Raw genomic sequence first — 20,763 nt, 5'->3', positions numbered from 1 at the left:
ACATTGAAGTGATTATTTAAAATCACTTCAATGTGCCAAATTTATTACTTAATTTCCTTTAAAACTGCAAGTAAATAATCCCACATTCTCTTTACAGATGATATGCTAATGTGTTCATCTGGTGTATGAACATCGTATAGATTTGGTCCAAAGGAAATCATATCAACATCTTCACCCAATTTTTCTTTAAACAGACCACATTCAACACCAGCGTGGATTGCAACTATTTCTGCGTCCTTTCCAAACATCCTCTTGTATACATCCATAAATAGCTGTCTTAGTTTTGAATCTGGGTCATATTGCCATTCTGGGTAGTCAGAATCTGCAACAAGTTCAGCACCTATAACTTCTGCAACCTTCTTGGCTTGGTTGAGTATATTATATTTTAAGCTTCTAACTGAACTTCTAACTGCAGATTGGAAAAGAATTTCATTTTCCTTTGTTTCTACTACACCAAGGTTAGTTGAACTTTCAACAAGCCCATCAATTGCCATACTCATTGTTTGTATTCCATTCGGTATAAGAACAAGTGATGCAATAACTTTATTTTTTGTATCACTATCAAAGCATTTATTTATTTCTTTATCAATCTTTGAAACAAATACATTTACATTTGCATCTGAACTTCTAAGTTCATTCTTTAAAATCTTATCCCATTCGTTTATTTTATCTTGAAGCTTTTGAAGATCATTTTCGTTTATTAAAATAGTAGCATCGCATTCTCTTGGTATTGCATTCATTTTAGAACCGCCGTTTATTTCAACTAAATCAAAGTTTAATTCTCTTGCAAGGTCATCTAAAATTCTTCCCATTATTTTGTTAGCATTTCCTCTACCTTTGTCTATTTCCATACCAGAGTGACCACCCTTAAGTCCTCTTATACTAATAGTATAGGCAGCCTTATTTTTGTCAGCGTCTACAAGGTTTGCCTTAACCTTATGAGTTGTTCTAACACCACCTGCACAGCTAACAAGAAGCTTGCCTTCTTCTTCAGAGTCTATATTTATTAGCATTTTTCCCTTTAAATTACTTCCATCAAGTGCCATTGCACCACCCATACCTGTTTCTTCTTCAACTGTTAAAAGAACTTCAATTGGTGGGTGAGGAATATCATTGGATGCAAGAATTGCAAGTGCGTAAGCTATTGCTATACCATTGTCTGCTCCAAGTGTTGTTCCATTTGCGTATATGTAATCTCCATCTAATCTAAGTTGTATAGCATTCTTTTCAAAGTCGTGCCTTGTATCTTTGTTTTTTTCACAAACCATATCCATATGTCCTTGTATAATTACAGTTGGAGCATTTTCATATCCTTTTGTTCCAGGCTTTTTGATTATTACATTTAGTGCTTTATCTTGAATAACCTCAAGGTTATGCTTTTTAGCAAAATCTACAAGATAGTCACTTATTGCTTTTTCGTTTCCTGAACCTCTTGGAATTTTGGATATTTCTTCGAAATATTCAAATACTAATTGTGGTTCTAATCCTCTTAAAACGTCAGCCATTTTATTACCTCCCTATAGGTTTTTTCATTACATAAATATTATATGAAAATACAAAATATTAATCAATCTAATTATTTAGAAAAATTATAAAAATATATTGACTTAAAAATTCAGATAATTTATAATGAAATCAAACATAAACAAACAAAAACAATCATAAAATGATAATGAAATAAACATAAACAAACAAGAGGTGAAGGAATGAAGGTTCTTAAATATACTTTTAAAACTGAAATGGCACTCCATGCAAGACCAACTACAATGATTATATCAGAGGCAAATAAATTTAAATCTGATATAAGAATAGAAAAGGATAATATAAATGTAAATGCTAAAAGTTTAATAAGTGTTTTAAGCCTTGTAGTAGAAAAAGGGGATACTATTAAGATAGTTATAGAGGGTTCTGATGAAGAAGAGGCATATAATTCTATAAAAAATTTATTTGAAAGTTTAGAGGATTAGGTGATGTTATGTTTGCAGAGGAACGAAAAGCCAAAATACTTGAAATGATAAATTCAGGTAACAGTGTTAGAGTTTCAGAACTTTCAAGGTTATTTAATGTGTCAGAGGCAACAATTAGGAGAGATTTAATTGAACTTGAGCAGGCTGGTTGTATTGTAAGAACCCACGGAGGGGCTGTGTCTAATACAAGTACAAATTTTGAACCTTCCTTTAAAGAAAAACAAGATAAATTTCTAAAGGAAAAGGAACAAATAGCTAAAAAGGCAGCTTCTTTAATAGAGGATGGAGATACAGTTACCATTGATTCAGGAACTACAACTCAGTTTATTTCAAAGTATTTAAATGCTAAGGGTGTAACAGTTGTTACAAACTCGGTTAATCTTGCAGATGAACTATCTGATAGGGAAGATGTTGAGGTAATAGTAACAGGTGGATTACTTAGAACAAAAACTAAGGCGATGGTTGGTCCTGTTGCTGAGGAAACGTTAAAAAAGCTTAAGGTTGATAAGCTCTTCTTAGGTGCCAATGGAATATCTATAAAATCTGGTGTAACAACTCCTAATATAGTTGAGGCTAATACTAAAAGAGTAATGATAGAAGGGGCGAAAGAGGTATTTTTATTAATAGATAGTTCTAAATTTGATGAGGTTAATTTTTCATTAATATGTCCTGTGTCAAAGATAGATTATATCGTTACAGATAAGCTTCCTAAGGATTATGAAAAATATGAATATTTAGGTATAAAATTCATACTAACATAAGAAGGTGATAAATTGATTTATACTGTAACTTTAAATCCAGCAATAGATAAAACAATCGTATTAGATAAACTTTTATTAGGACACGTAAATAGGAGTATAAGTTCGAGGGATGATATAGGGGGAAAAGGAATAAACGTTGCAAAGGTTATAAAAAACTTAGGATATAATGTATGTGCATTAGGGTTTATCGGTAAGGAAAATAGTGATTATATATATAGGAAATTGAATAAATATGGGGTTTGCCACGATTTTATAGAGGTTGATGGAGAAACAAGGACAAATATTAAAATTGTTGAGAGGGAAGAGGGAATATTTACAGATATAAACCAGTGTGGTTTTAGTGTGGATAGTCTTGATTTAGAGAAGTTGATAAGAAAGCTTAAAAATAGAGTCAACAGAGAGGATGTTGTTGTTCTTTCAGGAAGCTTGCCTAAGGGAATTGAAAGTAATGTATATAAAGTTATTATAGAACAATTAAAACAAAAAGATGTAAAGGTAATACTTGATGCAGAAGGACAAGCACTAAGATATGGAATTGAAGCCAATCCATATTTAATTAAACCCAATATCAATGAACTAAAAACAATTGTAAATTGTAGTGAGGACATAGAAGATATAAAGCAATCAGTTGAAGAATTTGTAAATAAGGGGATTGTAGTTGCAGTATCTATGGGAGAAAATGGAGCATTGCTTTTTTCAAAGGAACAAAGTCTATATTCGAAACCATTAAAGGTAGATGTAAAAAGTACTGTTGGTGCAGGTGATTCAATGGTTGCAGCTTTTGCAATAGGTGTACACGAAAATATGCCATTAGAGGATACATTTAGGTTAGCAATTGCGTCATCTACTGCAAAGGTAACTATGGAAGGTAGCCAAGCACCCAACAGAAAAGAAATACTAAAATATATAGAATTAGTAGAAATACAGAGGAGGTAACAAAAATGGAACTACAAAAAATCCTAGCACCACAAAGAGTACAATTTAATCTAAAATCAAAATCAAAGATGGAGGTAATTGAAGAACTAATAGACATTTTATATAAAGACGGAAAAATAACAGATAAAGAGAAATTTAAAGAGGTGGTGATAAAGAGAGAAGAGGAATTTACTACAGGAATTGGAATGGGAGTTGCAATACCTCACGGAAAATCTGAATATGTTATAGAACCAGCTTTAGTTTTTGGAATATCAAAAGAAGGTATTGATTATGATTCAATGGATGGCAATTTAGCACACATATTCTTTTTAATTGCAGTACCTAATAATGCAAATAATGAACATTTAACAATTTTAAGTATGCTTTCAAGAAAACTTATGTATGAAGATGTTAGGAATAAACTAATTAGTTCAAAAAGTTATGAAGATGTTATAAATGCATTTAAAGAATGATGAGGGGGAAGATATTATGAAACTTTTAGCAGTAACATCCTGTCCAACAGGAATTGCTCATACTTATATGGCTGCTGAAGCACTTAAGATAGCAGCTAAGGAACTTGAGGTTGAAATTAAAATAGAAACAAGAGGTTCGGTAGGAGTTGAAAATGAAATAACTGAAGAAGATGTAAAAGAGGCACATGCTGTTATAATTGCAGCTGATACAAAAATTGATAAATCAAAATTTAATGGGCTTCCAATGATTGAAGTTTCAGTAAAAGATGCTATAAAGGATGCAAAGGGATTAATTCAATCGGCAATGAAGCTTGAAAAGAAAAATACTTATGTTGACAAGGTGTTTGAAGCAAAGCAGGAAGAAAAGAAAAAAATTACAGGAGCATATAAGCATCTAATGACTGGTGTTTCATTTATGATTCCTTTTGTAGTTGCAGGTGGTATATTAATTGCTCTATCCTTTGCCTTTGGTATAAAGGCCTTTGAACAAAAAGGAACACTTGCAGCAGCACTTATGGACATAGGTGGTGGTGGAGCATTCTCACTTATTGTACCTATATTAGCAGGATATATAGCATATTCAATAGCTGATAGACCAGGTCTTGTACCAGGTATGATAGGTGGTGTTCTTTCAAGTAAATTAGGTGCAGGTTTCTTAGGTGGTATTATTGCAGGTTTTGCGGCAGGTTATGTTGTAGAATTTTTAAAGAAAACAATTAAATTACCCAAAACTATGGAAGGTTTAATGCCTGTTTTAGTACTACCATTATTATCAACATTAATTGTTGGACTTGGTATGATATATGTAGTAGGTACTCCAGTTGCTTCTATAAATAAGGCAATGGAGGGCTGGTTGAATAGCTTAAGTGGAGGAAGTGCAATAACTCTTGGAATAGTGTTAGGACTTATGATGGCCTTTGATATGGGTGGTCCAGTAAACAAAGCTGCATACACTTTTGCAGTTGGTACATTAGCAGCAGGACAACCTTCAACTGTTATGGCAGCAGTAATGGCAGCTGGTATGGTACCACCACTTGGAGTATTTTTGGCGACAAGAATAGCAAAAAATAAATTTACAAAGGATGAAATAGAGGCAGGTAAAGCAGCATTTTTCCTTGGAATTTCATTCATAACAGAGGGTGCAATACCATTTGCTGCAGCTGATCCACTTAGAGTTATACCTTCAATTATGGTCGGCTCAGCAGTGACAGGAGCTCTTTCAATGGCATTTAAGTGTACACTTGCTGTACCACATGGAGGAATATTTGTTTTACCAATACCAAATGCAGTAGGTGGATTATTGTTATACGCATTATCTATAGTTATAGGTACTATAGTATCAGGTATAATGATAGCGGCACTTAAGAAGTAAAAATGGGACCAAAAGGTCCCATTTTATTTGCATTCAAAGCTTCCGCAGTCGGTTGCTTCTTTATCCTTTGCAGGATTATGATGATTAACAACTTGAATTGAATTTAGTGTGCAATAGTTTTGAGATCCTGCGTGATGTTTGCAGTCACGTACGGTACAAGAAATATTTTTGTTCATCATAAAATTTTGCCTCCTTTAACAAGGTTTTATCGTAATAATTATCCCTTTAATTACAAGTATATTTTTAGTTAAAAACATATAAAATATTCATTATTTTTTGCTTTTCTTCATATTTTATAATTAAGTGATTATGTGGGGGGAGACGATGAAAAGGAGGTATATTGCACTTTTTATAATTGTACTTATGTGCATTATAGTTGCAGTTGGTGGGACGCTTATTTTTGTAAGAAGTGATAGTGTTTTTAAGAAAAACAAAAATTCAAGTTCTAAGTATTATATTTTTGTTGATATAACTATAAATAGACTTTATTTATATAAAGATAATGAACTTGTGAAAACTTATCCAATAGCTTCAGGTCGTCCAAATACTCCATCGCCTATTGGAGTTTGGAAAATAATAAGCAAGGATACTTGGGGAGAAGGTTTTGGTGGAAGATGGATGGGTTTTAATGTTCCTTGGGGGAAATATGGTATACACGGAACAAAAGAACCCTGGTCAATAGGACACGATGAGTCTGAAGGATGTATAAGGATGTACAATAAGGATGTTAGGGAGTTATATAAAATAGTTCCAATAGGAACAACAGTAAGAATTTATGGAGGACCATATGGCCCCTTTGGAGAAGGGTTTAGAGTATTAAGACCTGGAGATAGAGGAGCTGATGTATATGAAATTCAGAGACTTTTAAAGGAAAAGGGATATTTTAAAGGTTATGTTAATGGAATTTATGGTGAGGATATGAAACAGGCTGTATTTAATTTTCAAAAAAAGAATGGATTAAAGCAGAGCAATGAAATAGGTTATATTTTTTACGAAAAATTAGGAATTAAACTAATGGATTGATGGGCATGCTTTTTTATATGCATGCCTAAATTAATTATTCACATAGGATAATTTTGTATTATAATTAGTATATAAATACTATTAAGGGGTTGGCTGCTATGTTTGATTTAAATAGTATGATTTCAATTATTAAACACGTAACAATCTTAAATGTAATTGACATTTTAATTGTTGCTTATATTTTTTATAAGTTATTTACATTAATTAGAAAAACAAGAGCAGAACAGCTGGTAAAGGGACTTGTGTTTATATTATTAGTTATGAAGGCCAGTGAAATATTAGGATTTATAACTTTACATTGGCTAATTCAAAACACATTAACAGTAGGTTTGATTGCACTTATAATTATATTTCAGCCAGAACTTAGGAAGGCACTTGAGCACCTTGGAAGAAGCAAAATATTAAACAGAAGACTATTTGATAGTGATGAAGAGGTAGAAAAGGTTGTAAATGAAATTGTTATTGCAGCAGATAATATGTCTAAGAATAAGACAGGAGCTTTGATTGTAATTGAACAGGATACAGGTCTTAATGATTACGTAGAAAGCGGAACAGTAATTGATGGTGTTGTTTCATCACAGCTTTTAGAAAATATATTTGTAGAAAATACTCCACTTCACGATGGTGCTGTAATTATTAGAAAAGATAGAATTGTAGCTGCATCCTGTGTTTTACCATTGACTGAACAGTTTGTATCAAAGGAACTTGGTACAAGACATAGGGCTGCAATAGGTATAACAGAAACTTGTGATGCAATAGCAGTTGTTGTTTCAGAGGAAACAGGTATAATTTCAATATCTATTAACGGTAAGCTTGTTAGGGGGTATAATGCAGAAAGATTAAAAAAGGTTTTATATGGTGTATTAAAGAAAAATATAGAAATAGATACAACATTGTTTAAGAGGGTGAAAATATGGCTGTCAAAGATAAACAGCAAATAATGGCAATAACAGCTTCTATTTTTATAGCTTTTATACTTTGGCTTTATGTTATGGGGGAAAAGAATCCAGTTTTAGTTAGAACAATTGAAGATATACCGGTTACTCTCTATAACACAGAAAATATAGCTCGCTCTAATTTGGTTATGTTGCCTGAACAAACCTTTACAATAAACCTTACTATAAAGGGAAGGGCTCTTGATGTCTTTAAGGTGACTAAGGATGACTTTAAGGTAGAGGCTGATATGGGAGGTTATCTAAAGAGGGGAGATAACAACATACCAGTTGAGATAAGAAGAAAGCCCCAAGGTATTGAAGTTGTAAGTGAAGGTATTTTTCCGTATATAAGAGTAAAGCTTGATAATCTTGTTGCAAAAGCCTTTCCTGTTAATATAAATGTAACAGGAATACCTAAACAAGGCTATGATAATTTAGAACCAGTTGTTAAACCATCTGAAATATTAGTAGTTGGACCAGAGGAATATATAAATAAAGTTAATTATGTTGAGGGCCAGGTGGATATAACTGGTGCGTTTTCTGATATCAGTAATTCAATTGTAGTAAAGCCCTATGATAGAGAAAGAAAACAAGTTTTAAATGTAGAAACAGATCCAAGGTATGTAGATGTATTTGTAAGTATAAAATCAGCAAAACAAGTACCTATAAAGGTAGTTACAAAAAATTCACTACCAAAGGGAAAAACGATAAAGTCCATTAATTTAACTGAACCTAATATCTATATTTTAGGCGATTCAAATGTTTTAAATAATATAAAGCAAATAGAAACAAAACCTATAGATTTACAAAATATTTATCAAACTACATCAATACAGGTTGAACTTAATATTCCAAAGGGTGTTTATCTAAAAAATAAAGAAAACAGCATATTAGTGGAATTATCTGTAGAAAATATCATACAAAAGGAGATAAAACTTCCTATAAGCATACAAAATCAAAATGGAGAATATGTTTATAGTCCTGCTTCTGAAGAAGTCAATTTATTAATAAGAGGAAGTGAAAGTCAATTAAACCAAATTGATTTAAATCAGTTTATGGCAGTTTTAGATGTATCTGAATTATCAGAAGGGGAATTTGCACTTCCGATAAAAATAATAAAGCCTGAACAATTTGAAGTAGTAAGTATTGAACCAGAAAAGATAAAGATAAAAATAAACAAAAAATAATGGAGGTATTGTATGACAATAAGAGTTAACAACATAAGGATTTCATTAGATGACAGTATAGATAAGGTTTTAGATATAGCCTGCAAAATGGCAAAGGTTAATAAGAAGGATATTTGGGATTATAAAATATTAAAGGAATCAATAGATGCAAGAAGAAAAAATAAGATAGATTTTGTTTATCAGGTTGAATTTAAATGTAATAATGAATCAAGGGTTGTAGCAAAGGCAAATTCTAAGGATGTTTTATTAGATGATACATATCTTGATGAAAATTTCAACTTCGGAGATGAAAAATTGTTAAAGAGACCAATAATAGTTGGAACAGGACCGGCAGGGCTTTTTGCCGGTCTTATTTTGGCAAAAAACGGTTACAGACCAATTATTTTGGAAAGAGGATCAAGTGTTGAAAAAAGAACTAAAGATATACAAAATTTCTGGAATACAGGAGAATTGAATTTAGATAGTAATGTGCAGTTCGGTGAAGGTGGAGCAGGAACCTTTTCAGATGGAAAACTTACTACAAGAATAAAGGATACAAGAATAACCTATGTTCTTGAAGAGTTTGTAGAGGCTGGAGCTCCACCGGAAATAATGTATTCTGGAAAACCACACATAGGTACAGATATACTTCAGACGGTAGTAAAAAACATAAGAGAGAAAATAAAATCCTTTGGAGGAGAAGTTAAATTTGATTCAAAGGTTACAGATATAATAGTTAAAGACAATAAAATTCAGGGTGTAATAGTTAATAACGAATACGAAATAGATTCGGACGTAGTTATATTTGCAATAGGTCATAGTGCACGAGATACCTATGAAATGCTTCTAAAAAGAGGTGTTGAGTTTGAACAAAAACCCTTTGCAATAGGTGTTAGAATAGAACATCTTCAGAGTATGATTGATGAAAATCAATATGGAAAATTTGCAAAACATCCTAAACTAAAGGCAGCAGATTATAGACTAACCTTTACAAGTAAAACATATGGAAGACCTTGTTATAGTTTTTGTATGTGTCCAGGAGGAACAGTTGTAGCAGCAGCATCAGAGGAAAATAGACTTGTAACAAATGGTATGAGCGAATATAAAAGAGATAAGGACAATGCAAATAGTGCTATAGTTGTCGGAGTAGGCTCTCCTGACTTTGCAAGTTCACATCCCCTTGCTGGAATGGAGTTTCAAAGATATTATGAAGAGTTAGCATATAAAGTAGGTGGAGGAGGGTATATTGCTCCTATTCAACTTGTTGGTGATTTCCTAAAGGATGAGGTTTCTAAGAAACTTGGCAAGGTTAAACCAAGCTATACAAGAGGATATAACTTTGCGAATTTAAGTGATTGTTTGCCTAATTATGTTATAGGTGTTTTAAAAGAGGCACTATATGATTTTGACAAAAAAATAAAAGGATTTGCAAGTTATGATGCAATTTTGACTGGGATTGAAACAAGAACTTCAGCACCTGTAAAAATTATAAGAATGGAAAATTTCGAATCAAGCACAATAAAAGGGCTCTACCCATCAGGTGAAGGGGCAGGATATGCTGGGGGGATAATGTCTGCTGCAGTTGATGGAATAAAAACAGCTGAAAAAATAATGCAAAAATATGCACCAATTGAATAAAAAATGTATACTAATTTGTTAAATATGCATAATAAATTTTAAATATTTTTGTTGCAAATATGGGGTATTATACAGTAAAATAAGAATAGATAAAGTTTTTAGAAAATTATAATATAAATTTCAAATAGGGGTGGAGTTTTTATGAGGGGACTGATTCTTGCAATAAATCCAGGGTCAACATCCACGAAAATTGCAGTATTCCAAAAAGATGTGAAGGTAAAACAAACAAATATCGCTCACGATGCAACAGAACTTGCAAAATATGAAAAAATTGCAGACCAGTTTGATTTTAGAAAAAAACAAATTTTAGAGTATTTAAAAAAAGAGGGTATAAAGATAGAAGATTTTGATTGTATTGTGGGACGTGGTGGACTTTTAAGACCTATGCCATCGGGTACATATAAAGTTACTGATAAAATGATTGAGGATTTAAAGATAGGTTTTCAAGGAGAGCACGCATCTAATTTAGGGGGAATAATTGCAAAGTCTATAGCAAACGAGATAGGAAAGGAAGCATATATTGTTGACCCTGTTGCAGTTGATGAGTTTGAGGATATAGCAAGAATTTCAGGTATACCAGAAATTAAAAGAAGGTCCCTTGTTCATGCTTTAAACATTAAAGCTGTATCAAGAAGGGTAGCAAAGGATTTAGGAAAAAGTTTAGATGACTGCAACTTTATAGTAGCACATTTAGGCGGAGGAATATCTGTTGCACCTTTAAAAAAAGGAAAAATAGTAGATGTTAATAACGCAAATGAAAGTGGGCCCTTTTCACCAGAGAGGTGTGGACAGGTGCCTGTTGGTGATTTAGTTAAGCTTGCTTTTTCGGGTAAATATACTCAAAAAGAATTAAAAAAGAAGATGGTAGGTCAGGCAGGACTTGTGGGGTATTTAGGTACAAATGATGCACGTGTTGTAGAAGAGATGATTAAAAATGGTGACAAAAAGGCAAAACTAATATTTGAGGCTATGTGTTATCAAATAGGAAAAGAAATAGGTGCAGCAAGTACAGTTTTATTTGGAAATGTTGACAAAATAATTTTAACTGGAGGACTTGCATATTCACAAAGACTTGTAGAATACATAACTGATATGGTTAAGTTTATAGCAGATGTTGTAGTAATTCCGGGAGAAGATGAAATGCAGGCCTTAGCAGAAGGTGCCTATAGAGTCCTAATAGGTGAAGAGATGGCTAAAATTTATGAAAAAGAGGTGAAAATATGATAAGAACCTTTGATGAAATTTTAAACAAAGTTAAGTGTGGTGAGAGAAAGAAGATTGCAGTTGCAGTAGCACAAGATGAACCAGTTTTAGAGGCAGTAAGAGATGCAAAGAATATGGGACTTGCAGATGCTGTTTTAGTTGGAGATAAGGAAAAAATTCAAGAGATAGCAAACGCATTAGGAATTAATTTAGACGATTTTGAAGTAATTGATGAGAAGGACAACTCAAAGGCTGCTATGAAGGCAGTTGAACTTGTTTCAACAAAGAAGGCAGATATGTTAATGAAGGGGCTAATAGATACTGCAACCTTTTTAAGAGCAGTTCTTGATAAAGAAAAGGGATTAAGGACAGGAAGAGTATTATCACACGTTGCGGTTTTTGAAGTTCCAGCACTTCAAAGAATTCTACTTGTAACAGATGCTGCAATGAATATAGCACCAGATTTAAATACTAAAAAACAAATACTTGAAAATGCAGTAAAGGTAGCACATGCAATTGGAATTGAAGTTCCAAAGGTTGCACCTGTATGTGCAGTTGAGGTTGTAAACCCAGATATGCAGCCAACCCTTGATGCAGCAGCTCTATCAAAGATGAATGATAGAGGACAAATAAAGGGATGTATAGTTGATGGACCGCTTGCAATAGATAATGCTCTATCAGAGGAGGCGGCAAAGCACAAGGGAATTAAGAGTCCAGTTGCAGGTCAGGCAGATATTATACTTGTTCCAAATATTGAAACAGGTAATGTTATGTACAAGACATTAACATATACTGCAAATGCAAAGAATGGAGGAATTCTTGTTGGGGCAGCAGCACCAGTAATATTAACCTCAAGAGCTGACAGTAATGAAAGTAAGCTTTATTCAATAGCTCTTGCGTGCCTTGTTGCGTGCCTATAAAAAAAGGAGGATGTACTATGTATAGAATGCTAATAATAAACCCAGGTTCTACATCAACTAAAATAGCAGTTTATGATGATTTAAACCCAGTATTTGTAGAAACATTAAGACATTCAGCAGAAGAATTAGCACCCTATGCAACTATATTTGATCAATATGAATTTAGAAAAAATGTTATTATAAAGGCAGTTGAAGAAAAGGGAATAGATTTAGGCACATTAAATGCAGTAGTTGGCCGTGGAGGACTTTTAAAACCAATTGAGGGCGGAACATACTCAGTAAATGAAAATATGCTTGAGGATTTAAAAATAGGTGTACAAGGACAGCACGCTTCAAATTTAGGTGGAGTAATTGCATTTGAAATAGCTAAAAAATATAATATACCTTCCTTTATAGTTGACCCTGTTGTGGTTGATGAAATGCAGGATGTTGCAAGAATATCAGGTATGCCAGAGATTGAAAGAAAGAGCATATTCCACGCATTAAATCAAAAGGCTGTTGCAAAAAGGTATGCAAAGGAAAAGGGTGTAAAATACGAAGATCTAAACCTTATAGTTGCTCATATGGGTGGAGGAATTTCAGTTGGAGCTCATAAAAAAGGAAGAGTTGTTGATGTAAATAATGCACTTGATGGGGAAGGACCCTTCTCACCGGAAAGATCAGGAGGACTTCCAGTAGGAGACCTTGTTAAGATGTGCTTCTCAGGAAAATATACACAAGATGAAATGAAGAAGAAGATTACAGGCAAAGGTGGACTTGTTGCATACCTTGGAACAAATGATGGTAGAGAAGTAAAGAAGATGATGGAGGAGGGCAACAAGGAAGCAGAACTTATATACAAGGCTATGGCCTATCAAGTGGCTAAGGAAATAGGAAGCTGTGCAGCAGTCTTAAAGGGTGAAGTAGATGCTATCATATTAACAGGAGGACTTGCATACGGGGAAGAGTATGTAAGCTGGATAAAGGAAAGAATAAGCTTTATTGCACCAGTTGTGGTATATCCAGGAGAAGATGAAATGCTTGCACTTGCTGAAGGTGGACTTAGAGTGTTAAAAGGAGAAGAAGCAGCTAAGGAATATAAATAGGATGTGATTATATGGAATCAAGAATTAGAATATTTACTGGACATTTTGGAAGTGGCAAAACCGAAATTTCAATAAACTATGCTATAAAACTTAGAAATGAAGGTAAGAAGGTATGTATAGCAGATCTTGATATAGTAAACCCTTACTTTTGTACAAGGGATGAAAAGGATTATCTTGAAAGTTTAGGAATAAGGGTTATAGCGACACCAAAGGAGATGGCAAATGCAGAACTTGGAACAATTCCACTTGAAACATTATCTGTATTTAATGACAAAAGCTATGATGTGGTTCTTGATGTTGGTGGTGATGACCAAGGGGCTGTTGCCCTTGGTCAATATAACAGATACTTTAATATGGAAGACTATGATATGTACTTTGTAATAAATACCACAAGACCATTTACAAAGGATGTTGATGGAATTTTAGAGTATATTAGGGACATTGAAGCCGCATCAAGGCTTAAAGTAAAGTATTTGATTAATAATTCCAACTTATCCTATGAAACAAAAATTGAGGATATACTAAATGGTCAAAATATTGTGGAAGAAGTATCAAATAGGACTAACATACCAATCAAATATACAGTTGTTAGAGAAGATTTAGTAGAAGAAGTAAAGGACAAAATTAAAAACGAGATATTCCCAATCAAGATATTTATGCTCCCTCCTTGGAGAAAATATCTTGATGAATAAATAATTATAAAATAGGAGGTAGACTATGGGAAAGGTAACTTTTAGAGAAGAAAGATGCAAAGGCTGTGGACTTTGTATCGAAGTTTGCCCTGTAAAAATAATTGAATTTGATGAAAAACTAAACACAAAGGGATATCATCCAGCAACTGTAAAGGGAGATAATATGCAAAAGTGTATCGCTTGTGCATCTTGTGCAAGAATATGTCCTGATGTAGTAATAAAGGTTGAAAAATAAAGGGTTTAAGGAGGTAAGCTTAGATGGCTGATAAGGTTTTAATGAAGGGAAATGAAGCGATAGGTGAAGCTGCCATTCACGCAGGATGCCAATGTTTCTTTGGATATCCTATAACACCACAAACAGAAGTTGCAGCTTATATGTCAAGAAGAATGCCAAAGGTAGGAAGAGTTTTCCTACAAGCGGAAAGTGAAGTAGCAGCAATAAATATGGTATATGGTGCTGCAGGTGCAGGAGTTAGAGTAATGACTTCTTCATCAAGCCCAGGTATAAGCTTAAAGGCAGAAGGTATTTCATATATAGCAGGTGCAGAGCTTCCTTGTGTAATAATTAATATAGTTCGTGGAGGTCCAGGACTTGGAGGTATACAACCAGCACAATCAGATTACTTCCAAGCAACTAAGGGTGGTGGACACGGAGACTACAGATTAGTAGTGTTTGCTCCAGCATCAGTTCAGGAAATGGTTGATCTTGTTCAAGATGCCTTTGATGTTGCAGACAAGTATAGAAATCCTGTTATGGTTATGGGAGATGGTATGCTTGGACAAATGATGGAACCAGTTGAATTTAAGGAAAGACCAAAGAAGGAACTCCCAGAGAAGACTTGGGCTGCAAATGGATTAAAGGGAAGAGAAAAGCATAACATAATAAATTCGCTTTTCCTAAAGCCAGAAGAACTTGAAGCACACAACAATAAACTTCAAGAAAAATATAGAGAGATTGAAAAGAATGAAGTTAGATATGAATTATACAATTGTGATGAAGAAATGGATCTTGTTATAGTATCATATGGTACTCTATCAAGAATATGTAAGAATGCGATTAAGATGTTAAAGAAGGAAGGAATAAATGTCGGTTTAATTAGACCAATAACTTTATGGCCATATCCAGTTGAAGCCTTTGATAAGGTTATAGATAAGACTAAGAATGGATTTATTTCAGTTGAAATGAGCTGTGGACAAATGCTTGAGGATGTTCAGCTTGCAGTTAATGGTAGAAAACCAGTTCACTTCTACGGAAGAAGTGGTGGTATGGTTCCAACTCCAGCTGAAATAGCAAACAAGATAAAGGGAATTGTAGGAGGTGCAAAATAATGACAGTAGTATTTGATAGACCAAAGGCATTACTTGATGTGCCAACTCACTATTGTCCTGGATGTACACACGGTGTTATTCATAGATTAGTTGCAGAAGTAATTGATGAGCTTGGAATACTTGACAAGACTATAGGTGTTGCACCTGTTGGATGTTCAGTTCTTGCCTATGATTATTTTGCTTGTGATATGTATGAAGCTGCACACGGAAGAGCACCAGCTGTTGCAACAGGAATAAAAAGAGCAGTACCAGACAGCGTTGTATTTACATACCAAGGAGATGGTGATCTTGCAGCCATAGGTACAGCAGAAATAGTTCACGCTGCAGCAAGAGGTGAAAAAATAACAACAATATTTGTTAATAATGCTATATATGGTATGACTGGTGGACAAATGGCACCTACTACACTTCCAGGTCAAGTAACAGAAACTTCACCATATGGAAGAGATGTAAAGACAGCAGGCTATCCAATTAGGGTATCAGAAATGATTTCAACATTAGATGGTGCAGTATATGTTGAAAGAGTTTCAGTCGATAGCGTTCCAAATATAATAAAGGCTAAGAAAGCAATTAAGAAGGCATTTGAAATACAACTTCAAGGATTAGGATTCTCCCTTGTAGAAGTATTATCAATATGTCCAACAAACTGGGGATTATCACCAAATGAATCAGTTAAATGGTTAAGAGACAATATGATTCCATACTATCCACTTGGAGTTAAGAAGGATGCAACTACAGGGGAGGTGAAGTAATATGGCAAATCAAGAAATTATATTTGCTGGTTTTGGAGGACAAGGAATTCTTTCAATGGGTAAATTCTTGGCATATGCAGGACTTGAAGAAAACTTAAATGTTTCTTGGTTTCCATCATATGGGCCAGAAATGCGTGGAGGTACTTCAAACTGTTCAGTTATACTTTCAGATGAACCAGTAGGTTCACCACTTGTTGTTGATGCAACAACAGTAGTTGTTATGAATAGACCATCACTTGATAAATTCGAAAGTCACGTTGTGAAGGGTGGATTATTAATAATAGACAGTGACCTTGTAAACAGAGAACCAGAAAGAACAGATATAGAAATCATAAAGATACCTGCTCAAAAGATAGCAGAAGAAGTAGGTTCAAAGAAGATTGCTAATATGGTATTACTTGGAGCACTTGTTGAAAAGACTAAGATAGTAAAGATGGAATCACTTCTTAAGGCACTAAAGGAACACGGAAAAGAACAATTCTATGAATTAAATAAAAGGGCTCTTGAAAGAGGAGCAGAGTTTGGAAGATAATAAAAAGGCTGCATTTTGCAGCCTTTTGTATTTTATAAATTAGGTCAAAATCTTGGATATTTATATAATTATTTGGATTGTTTAGAATATTCAAACTTGGTAATATAAAAGTAAGAAAAAAATCAAAGGGGGAATTGAGTGTGAAACGAATTTTAGGTTTAGCTCTAAGTGCTGTAATGATGTTTTCATTGGCATCCTGTTCTAACTCAAAAACACAAACAACAAGTAATACTGATAATGCATCAAAAAAAGTAGTAATTTATTGTCCTCATCCTGTTGAATTCATAAATCCAATCGTTGCTGAATTTGAAAAAAGTACAGGCATTACTGCAGAAGTTGTTACTGCAGGAACAGGGGAACTTTTAAAGAGAATTGAAGCTGAAAAGGATAATCCATTAGGTGATGTGCTATGGGGAGGATCTCTGTCAACAGTAAAACCAAAGAAGGACTTTTTCCAAGAATATAAGAGTAAAAACGAAGATGCAGTATTAGATGACTGCAAGAATACAGAGGGTATGATAACAAGATTTACAATGATTCCAAGCGTTATTATGGTAAATAAGAATTTAATTGGAAATATCAAAATTGAAGGATATCAAGACTTGCTAAATCCTGCTCTAAAGGGGAAGATTGCATTTGCTGACCCATCAAAGTCTTCTTCATCCTTTGAACACCTTGTAAATATGTTATATGCAATGGGACAAGGTGACCCAAATAAGGGATGGGAATATGTTGGACAACTATGTAAGAATTTAGACGGTAAACTTTTAAGTGGTTCATCAGCAGTATATAAAGGAGTAGCTGATGGTGAATATACAGTAGGTTTAACATTTGAAGAGGCAGCAGCAAAATATGTAAAGGATGGAGCACCTGTTGAAATTATATATATGAAGGAAGGTGTCATTGCTAAACCAGACACAGTTCAAATTATTAAAGGTGCTAAGAATTTAGAAAATGCAAAGAAATTCATAGATTTTGTAACAAGCAAGGAAGCCCAAACTTTAATTGCAAATCAGTTATGTAGACGTTCAGTTAGAAAGGATGTTCCTGCAGCATCAGGTCTTAAGGCTTTAAATGAAATGAATCTAATAAAGGATGACGAGGCAACCGTAAATAAGAGCAAACAGGAATGGCTTGATAAGTTTAAAGATATATTCACAAGTAGTAAATAATAAAAATTAAGGCCTGCGACGTTTGTTGTGGGCCTAATTATTAAGGGGGTATAGATGTGAGCGTAGCTATAAAGATTGAAAATGTTGTGAAGAAATATGAAAAGACAACTGTTATACCTAATTTATCTTTAGATATTAAAAATGGTGAGTTCTTTACATTGCTTGGTCCTTCAGGATGTGGTAAGACGACTTTATTAAGAATGATAGCAGGTTTTAATAGCATAGATGGAGGCTATATTAAATTTGATGATGAAGTAATAAATGAAATACCAGCATATAAGAGAAATATAGGTATGGTATTTCAAAACTATGCAATTTTTCCACACTTAACAGTAAAAGAAAATGTTGAGTATGGGCTAAAATTGAGAAAAATACCAAAAGTTGAAAGTGACAGAAGAGTTGAAGAAATGCTAAGGACTGTTAAAATGTATGATTATAAGGATAGACTTCCAGATAGGTTATCTGGCGGTCAACAACAGAGAATTGCTCTTGCACGTGCAATTGTAATTCGCCCTAATGTTCTTCTGATGGATGAACCACTATCTAATTTGGATGCAAAATTAAGAATTGAAATGAGAAGTGTTATTAGAGATATACAAAAGGAGATAGGTATAACAACAGTTTATGTAACTCACGACCAAGAGGAGGCTCTTGCCATTTCTGATAGAATTGCTGTAATGAAGGAAGGAGTAGTTCAGCAGGTTGGTACACCTTGTCAAATATATAAACGTCCAGCTAATACATTTGTTGCAACCTTTATAGGAAGTTCAAACTTAGTTAGGGCAAAAATAAAGTTTGAAAATGATGATAAGTATATTGTATTCAATAGTGAATTTAAAATAAAAATGAATAATTTAAAAAAGAGTGTAAAGGATGGACAAAGTGTTGTTGTATCAATAAGGCCAGAGGAGTTAAAGATTTCTAATAAAGGTCTTAAAGTAAAGATTTTAAAGGGAACTTTCTTTGGAAAGTTTATAAATTATGAATTTAGGTTAAATGATGACATTGTATTTGGGGACAATAAAGTGTGTGAGTTTGTTCAAGACATTTCAGATGTAAATATATTTTTAAAAGAAAATGATGAAGTGTATTTAGAACCAGATTTAAAAAGGATTAATGTTTTTGATGAAGATGGAAGTGTAAATTTAGTAGAGGATGTGATTTTATATGAATAAGAAGATAAAATGGGATTTTTGGAGTATAGTTACTCTATCAATTTTAGTTATTTTTGCTCTGTTTTTGATATATCCTCTAACAACACTTTTCATAGATGCCTTTAAGGAGCCTTTAACATCTAAATTTACATTATCAAACTTTCAAAAGTTTTTTAGTAAAAAGTATTATTATCAAGCATTAATAAACAGCATTGTTTCGGCTACAAGTGTTACATTACTATCAATAATAATAGGTCTTCCAATTGCATATTTGATGACAGCATATAATATAAAGGGTAAAAAATTTCTTGAAATTTTAATAATAATATCTATGCTCTCTCCTCCTTTTATAGGGGCATATTCTTGGGTTTTACTTTGCGGTAGAAGTGGCGTAGTTACTAAATTTTTTAAGCAATATTTTAACTTAAATATTCCTACAATTTATGGGTATACAGGAATATTATTAGTGTTAACATTAAAACTATATCCGTTTATTTATTTATATGCATCTGGTGCTTTAAAGAAGATAGATTCATCCTTAATTGAAGCTGCAGAGAGTTTAGGTTCAAAACCATCAAGAAAATTAGTCTTTGTTATTATTCCTTTAATATTGCCAACACTACTTGCTGGAGGATTACTTGTATTTATGAATGCAATTGCAGATTTTGGTACACCTGTTTTAATAGGAGAAGGATATAATGTAATGCCAACTCTAATTTATTCAGAATTTATAAGTGAAGTTGGCGGACAGGCAAATTTTGCTGCTGCAATGGCAACAGTTATGGTGTTTTTAACCTCAATAATATTTTTAATTCAAAGATATATAATAAATAAAAGGTCCTATGTTATGAGTTCACTTAGGCCGATAAAGACTGGGAAAATGAAGGGTATTGGAAACTATTTAGCACATATATTTATTTATTTTATAGTAATATTATCAATAATACCGCAAATAACAGTAATTTATACTTCGTTTTTAAATACCAAGGGAGCAATGTTCTTACACGAATTTTCTTTAAAGAGTTATAGAACAGTATTTAGTAGATTAGGAAAATCAATTGCAAACACATATGTTTATGGACTGGTAGCAATTGTTGTTATTATTCTTATTGGAATGCTAACAGCCTATATTTCTACACGAAGAAAAAGTACCATTACAACAATAATAGATACAGTCACAATGTTCCCATACATCATTCCTGGTTCAGTTCTTGGAATTACACTTTTACTTGCATTTAATAAAGGGTATATTATTCTAAGTGGTACAGCTACTATTATGATAATTGCTTTTGTAATAAGAAGACTACCCTATACATTAAGGTCGAGTGCGGCAATATTATATCAAATAAGTCCAAGCATTGAGGAGGCTTCAATTAGTCTCGGTTGTTCACCAGTTAAAACCTTCTTTAAAGTTACAGCAAAAATGATGCTTCCAGGAGTCCTATCTGGTGCCATTTTAAGCTGGATTACAGTAATAAATGAATTAAGTGCATCAGTTATATTATATACATCAAATACAAGAACAATGTCTGTAACAATTTATACAGAAGTTGTAAGGGCAAGTTATGGTACAGCAGCAGCACTTTCAACAATATTAACAGCTACAACAATTGTTTCATTACTTATATTCTTTAAGTTAACAGGCAGCAAAAATATTAGCATATAATAGGAGGA

At 33.2% G+C, this 20,763-nt stretch carries 22 protein-coding genes; 20 read left to right on the top strand and 2 right to left on the bottom strand.

Features of this window, described 5'->3' with window-relative positions:
* Nucleotides 1-44 precede the first annotated feature (44 nt).
* Entirely contained in the window at nucleotides 45-1,505 is a 1,461-nt protein-coding gene (locus tag A3M9_RS0101265) for an aminoacyl-histidine dipeptidase (RefSeq protein WP_027307598.1), read from the bottom strand.
* 201 nt (nucleotides 1,506-1,706) lie between these two features.
* Here A3M9_RS0101265 and A3M9_RS0101260 point away from each other — a divergent pair, with 201 nt between their 5' ends.
* From A3M9_RS0101260 to A3M9_RS0101240, 5 genes are read left to right on the top strand one after another with little or no spacing between them, the layout of a single operon-like run.
* On the top strand, nucleotides 1,707-1,967 hold the full coding sequence (locus tag A3M9_RS0101260) for an HPr family phosphocarrier protein (protein ID WP_027307597.1): 261 nt from the start codon (nucleotides 1,707-1,709) through the stop codon (nucleotides 1,965-1,967).
* 8 nt (nucleotides 1,968-1,975) lie between these two features.
* On the top strand, nucleotides 1,976-2,728 hold the full coding sequence (locus A3M9_RS0101255) for a DeoR/GlpR family DNA-binding transcription regulator (protein WP_027307596.1): 753 nt from the start codon (nucleotides 1,976-1,978) through the stop codon (nucleotides 2,726-2,728).
* A gap of 12 nt (nucleotides 2,729-2,740) precedes the next feature.
* Complete coding sequence (pfkB, locus tag A3M9_RS0101250; RefSeq protein WP_027307595.1) at nucleotides 2,741-3,664, top strand: 1-phosphofructokinase; 924 nt, start codon at nucleotides 2,741-2,743, stop codon at nucleotides 3,662-3,664.
* A 5-nt stretch (nucleotides 3,665-3,669) separates the two neighbouring features.
* The gene (locus A3M9_RS0101245) at nucleotides 3,670-4,116 is read left to right on the top strand and encodes a PTS sugar transporter subunit IIA (protein ID WP_027307594.1); all 447 of its coding nucleotides are present in this window, start codon (nucleotides 3,670-3,672) and stop codon (nucleotides 4,114-4,116) included.
* A 16-nt stretch (nucleotides 4,117-4,132) separates the two neighbouring features.
* The gene (locus A3M9_RS0101240; RefSeq protein ID WP_198011924.1) at nucleotides 4,133-5,488 is read left to right on the top strand and encodes a PTS fructose transporter subunit IIC; all 1,356 of its coding nucleotides are present in this window, start codon (nucleotides 4,133-4,135) and stop codon (nucleotides 5,486-5,488) included.
* Between the two features lie 23 nt (nucleotides 5,489-5,511).
* Here the strand turns inward: A3M9_RS0101240 and A3M9_RS14335 are convergent, their stop codons facing one another.
* Complete coding sequence (locus A3M9_RS14335; protein ID WP_143290253.1) at nucleotides 5,512-5,667, bottom strand: DUF1540 domain-containing protein; 156 nt, start codon at nucleotides 5,665-5,667, stop codon at nucleotides 5,512-5,514.
* A 145-nt stretch (nucleotides 5,668-5,812) separates the two neighbouring features.
* Here A3M9_RS14335 and A3M9_RS0101230 point away from each other — a divergent pair, with 145 nt between their 5' ends.
* The 15 genes from A3M9_RS0101230 (at nucleotide 5,813) to A3M9_RS0101160 (ending at nucleotide 20,755) form a co-directional block, all read left to right on the top strand.
* Nucleotides 5,813-6,511: a L,D-transpeptidase family protein gene (locus A3M9_RS0101230; protein ID WP_027307592.1), complete on the top strand. Its 699-nt coding sequence runs from the start codon at nucleotides 5,813-5,815 to the stop codon at nucleotides 6,509-6,511.
* Nucleotides 6,512-6,609: 98 nt separating this feature from the next.
* Nucleotides 6,610-7,452, top strand: coding sequence for a diadenylate cyclase CdaA (cdaA, locus tag A3M9_RS0101225; protein WP_027307591.1), 843 nt, complete (start codon nucleotides 6,610-6,612; stop codon nucleotides 7,450-7,452).
* The gene (locus A3M9_RS0101220; RefSeq protein WP_027307590.1) at nucleotides 7,425-8,633 is read left to right on the top strand and encodes a YbbR-like domain-containing protein; all 1,209 of its coding nucleotides are present in this window, start codon (nucleotides 7,425-7,427) and stop codon (nucleotides 8,631-8,633) included. The genes cdaA and A3M9_RS0101220 overlap by 28 nt, the downstream gene beginning before the upstream one ends.
* A 12-nt stretch (nucleotides 8,634-8,645) precedes the next feature.
* Nucleotides 8,646-10,250, top strand: a complete 1,605-nt coding sequence (locus tag A3M9_RS0101215; RefSeq protein WP_027307589.1) for an NAD(P)/FAD-dependent oxidoreductase — start codon at nucleotides 8,646-8,648, stop codon at nucleotides 10,248-10,250.
* 141 nt (nucleotides 10,251-10,391) lie between these two features.
* Nucleotides 10,392-11,474 carry a butyrate kinase gene (buk, locus tag A3M9_RS0101210; protein ID WP_027307588.1) on the top strand — a complete coding sequence of 361 codons (1,083 nt, stop codon included), beginning with the start codon at nucleotides 10,392-10,394 and terminating at the stop codon, nucleotides 11,472-11,474.
* On the top strand, nucleotides 11,471-12,373 hold the full coding sequence (ptb, locus tag A3M9_RS0101205; RefSeq protein ID WP_027307587.1) for a phosphate butyryltransferase: 903 nt from the start codon (nucleotides 11,471-11,473) through the stop codon (nucleotides 12,371-12,373). The genes buk (A3M9_RS0101210) and ptb overlap by 4 nt, the downstream gene beginning before the upstream one ends.
* A 17-nt stretch (nucleotides 12,374-12,390) precedes the next feature.
* Nucleotides 12,391-13,458 carry a butyrate kinase gene (gene buk / locus A3M9_RS0101200; RefSeq protein WP_027307586.1) on the top strand — a complete coding sequence of 356 codons (1,068 nt, stop codon included), beginning with the start codon at nucleotides 12,391-12,393 and terminating at the stop codon, nucleotides 13,456-13,458.
* 11 nt (nucleotides 13,459-13,469) lie between these two features.
* On the top strand, nucleotides 13,470-14,150 hold the full coding sequence (locus A3M9_RS0101195) for an ATP-binding protein (protein ID WP_035165636.1): 681 nt from the start codon (nucleotides 13,470-13,472) through the stop codon (nucleotides 14,148-14,150).
* Between the two features lie 25 nt (nucleotides 14,151-14,175).
* Complete coding sequence (locus A3M9_RS0101190; RefSeq protein ID WP_018661041.1) at nucleotides 14,176-14,385, top strand: 4Fe-4S binding protein; 210 nt, start codon at nucleotides 14,176-14,178, stop codon at nucleotides 14,383-14,385.
* 23 nt (nucleotides 14,386-14,408) lie between these two features.
* The gene (locus A3M9_RS0101185) at nucleotides 14,409-15,479 is read left to right on the top strand and encodes a 3-methyl-2-oxobutanoate dehydrogenase subunit VorB (protein ID WP_027307584.1); all 1,071 of its coding nucleotides are present in this window, start codon (nucleotides 14,409-14,411) and stop codon (nucleotides 15,477-15,479) included.
* A complete protein-coding gene (locus tag A3M9_RS0101180; RefSeq protein WP_027307583.1) occupies nucleotides 15,479-16,231 on the top strand; it encodes a thiamine pyrophosphate-dependent enzyme in 753 nt (250 codons plus the stop codon). Before A3M9_RS0101185 ends, A3M9_RS0101180 begins: the two co-directional genes overlap by 1 nt.
* A 1-nt stretch (nucleotide 16,232) precedes the next feature.
* A complete protein-coding gene (locus tag A3M9_RS0101175) occupies nucleotides 16,233-16,763 on the top strand; it encodes a 2-oxoacid:acceptor oxidoreductase family protein (RefSeq protein ID WP_027307582.1) in 531 nt (176 codons plus the stop codon).
* Nucleotides 16,764-16,903: 140 nt separating this feature from the next.
* On the top strand, nucleotides 16,904-17,935 hold the full coding sequence (locus A3M9_RS0101170; protein ID WP_027307581.1) for an extracellular solute-binding protein: 1,032 nt from the start codon (nucleotides 16,904-16,906) through the stop codon (nucleotides 17,933-17,935).
* Between the two features lie 56 nt (nucleotides 17,936-17,991).
* Nucleotides 17,992-19,110, top strand: coding sequence for an ABC transporter ATP-binding protein (locus tag A3M9_RS0101165; protein WP_027307580.1), 1,119 nt, complete (start codon nucleotides 17,992-17,994; stop codon nucleotides 19,108-19,110).
* Complete coding sequence (locus A3M9_RS0101160) at nucleotides 19,103-20,755, top strand: iron ABC transporter permease (protein WP_027307579.1); 1,653 nt, start codon at nucleotides 19,103-19,105, stop codon at nucleotides 20,753-20,755. The genes A3M9_RS0101165 and A3M9_RS0101160 overlap by 8 nt, the downstream gene beginning before the upstream one ends.
* Nucleotides 20,756-20,763 lie beyond the last annotated feature (8 nt).

The organism is Caloramator sp. ALD01, assembly GCF_000472625.1.
Lineage (GTDB): Bacteria > Bacillota > Clostridia > Clostridiales > Caloramatoraceae > Thermobrachium > Thermobrachium proteoclasticum.
This window is presented reverse-complemented; position numbering and strand designations above follow the sequence as displayed.

Bases quoted from the DNA above. Each gene is read 5' to 3' on its own strand.
- A3M9_RS0101180 (WP_027307583.1), top strand. From the start codon at position 15,479: ATGACAGTAGTATTTGATAGACCAAAGGCATTACTTGATGTGCCAACT.
- A3M9_RS0101190 (WP_018661041.1), top strand. From the start codon at position 14,176: ATGGGAAAGGTAACTTTTAGAGAAGAAAGATGCAAAGGCTGTGGACTT.
- cdaA (WP_027307591.1), top strand. From the start codon at position 6,610: ATGTTTGATTTAAATAGTATGATTTCAATTATTAAACACGTAACAATC.
- buk (WP_027307588.1), top strand. From the start codon at position 10,392: ATGAGGGGACTGATTCTTGCAATAAATCCAGGGTCAACATCCACGAAA.
- A3M9_RS0101185 (WP_027307584.1), top strand. From the start codon at position 14,409: ATGGCTGATAAGGTTTTAATGAAGGGAAATGAAGCGATAGGTGAAGCT.
- A3M9_RS0101220 (WP_027307590.1), top strand. From the start codon at position 7,425: ATGGCTGTCAAAGATAAACAGCAAATAATGGCAATAACAGCTTCTATT.
- buk (WP_027307586.1), top strand. From the start codon at position 12,391: ATGTATAGAATGCTAATAATAAACCCAGGTTCTACATCAACTAAAATA.
- A3M9_RS0101175 (WP_027307582.1), top strand. From the start codon at position 16,233: ATGGCAAATCAAGAAATTATATTTGCTGGTTTTGGAGGACAAGGAATT.
- A3M9_RS0101245 (WP_027307594.1), top strand. From the start codon at position 3,670: ATGGAACTACAAAAAATCCTAGCACCACAAAGAGTACAATTTAATCTA.
- A3M9_RS0101230 (WP_027307592.1), top strand. From the start codon at position 5,813: ATGAAAAGGAGGTATATTGCACTTTTTATAATTGTACTTATGTGCATT.
- A3M9_RS0101195 (WP_035165636.1), top strand. From the start codon at position 13,470: ATGGAATCAAGAATTAGAATATTTACTGGACATTTTGGAAGTGGCAAA.
- A3M9_RS0101255 (WP_027307596.1), top strand. From the start codon at position 1,976: ATGTTTGCAGAGGAACGAAAAGCCAAAATACTTGAAATGATAAATTCA.
- A3M9_RS0101215 (WP_027307589.1), top strand. From the start codon at position 8,646: ATGACAATAAGAGTTAACAACATAAGGATTTCATTAGATGACAGTATA.
- A3M9_RS0101240 (WP_198011924.1), top strand. From the start codon at position 4,133: ATGAAACTTTTAGCAGTAACATCCTGTCCAACAGGAATTGCTCATACT.
- A3M9_RS0101265 (WP_027307598.1), bottom strand. From the start codon at position 1,505: ATGGCTGACGTTTTAAGAGGATTAGAACCACAATTAGTATTTGAATAT.
- A3M9_RS0101160 (WP_027307579.1), top strand. From the start codon at position 19,103: ATGAATAAGAAGATAAAATGGGATTTTTGGAGTATAGTTACTCTATCA.
- A3M9_RS14335 (WP_143290253.1), bottom strand. From the start codon at position 5,667: ATGATGAACAAAAATATTTCTTGTACCGTACGTGACTGCAAACATCAC.
- A3M9_RS0101260 (WP_027307597.1), top strand. From the start codon at position 1,707: ATGAAGGTTCTTAAATATACTTTTAAAACTGAAATGGCACTCCATGCA.
- ptb (WP_027307587.1), top strand. From the start codon at position 11,471: ATGATAAGAACCTTTGATGAAATTTTAAACAAAGTTAAGTGTGGTGAG.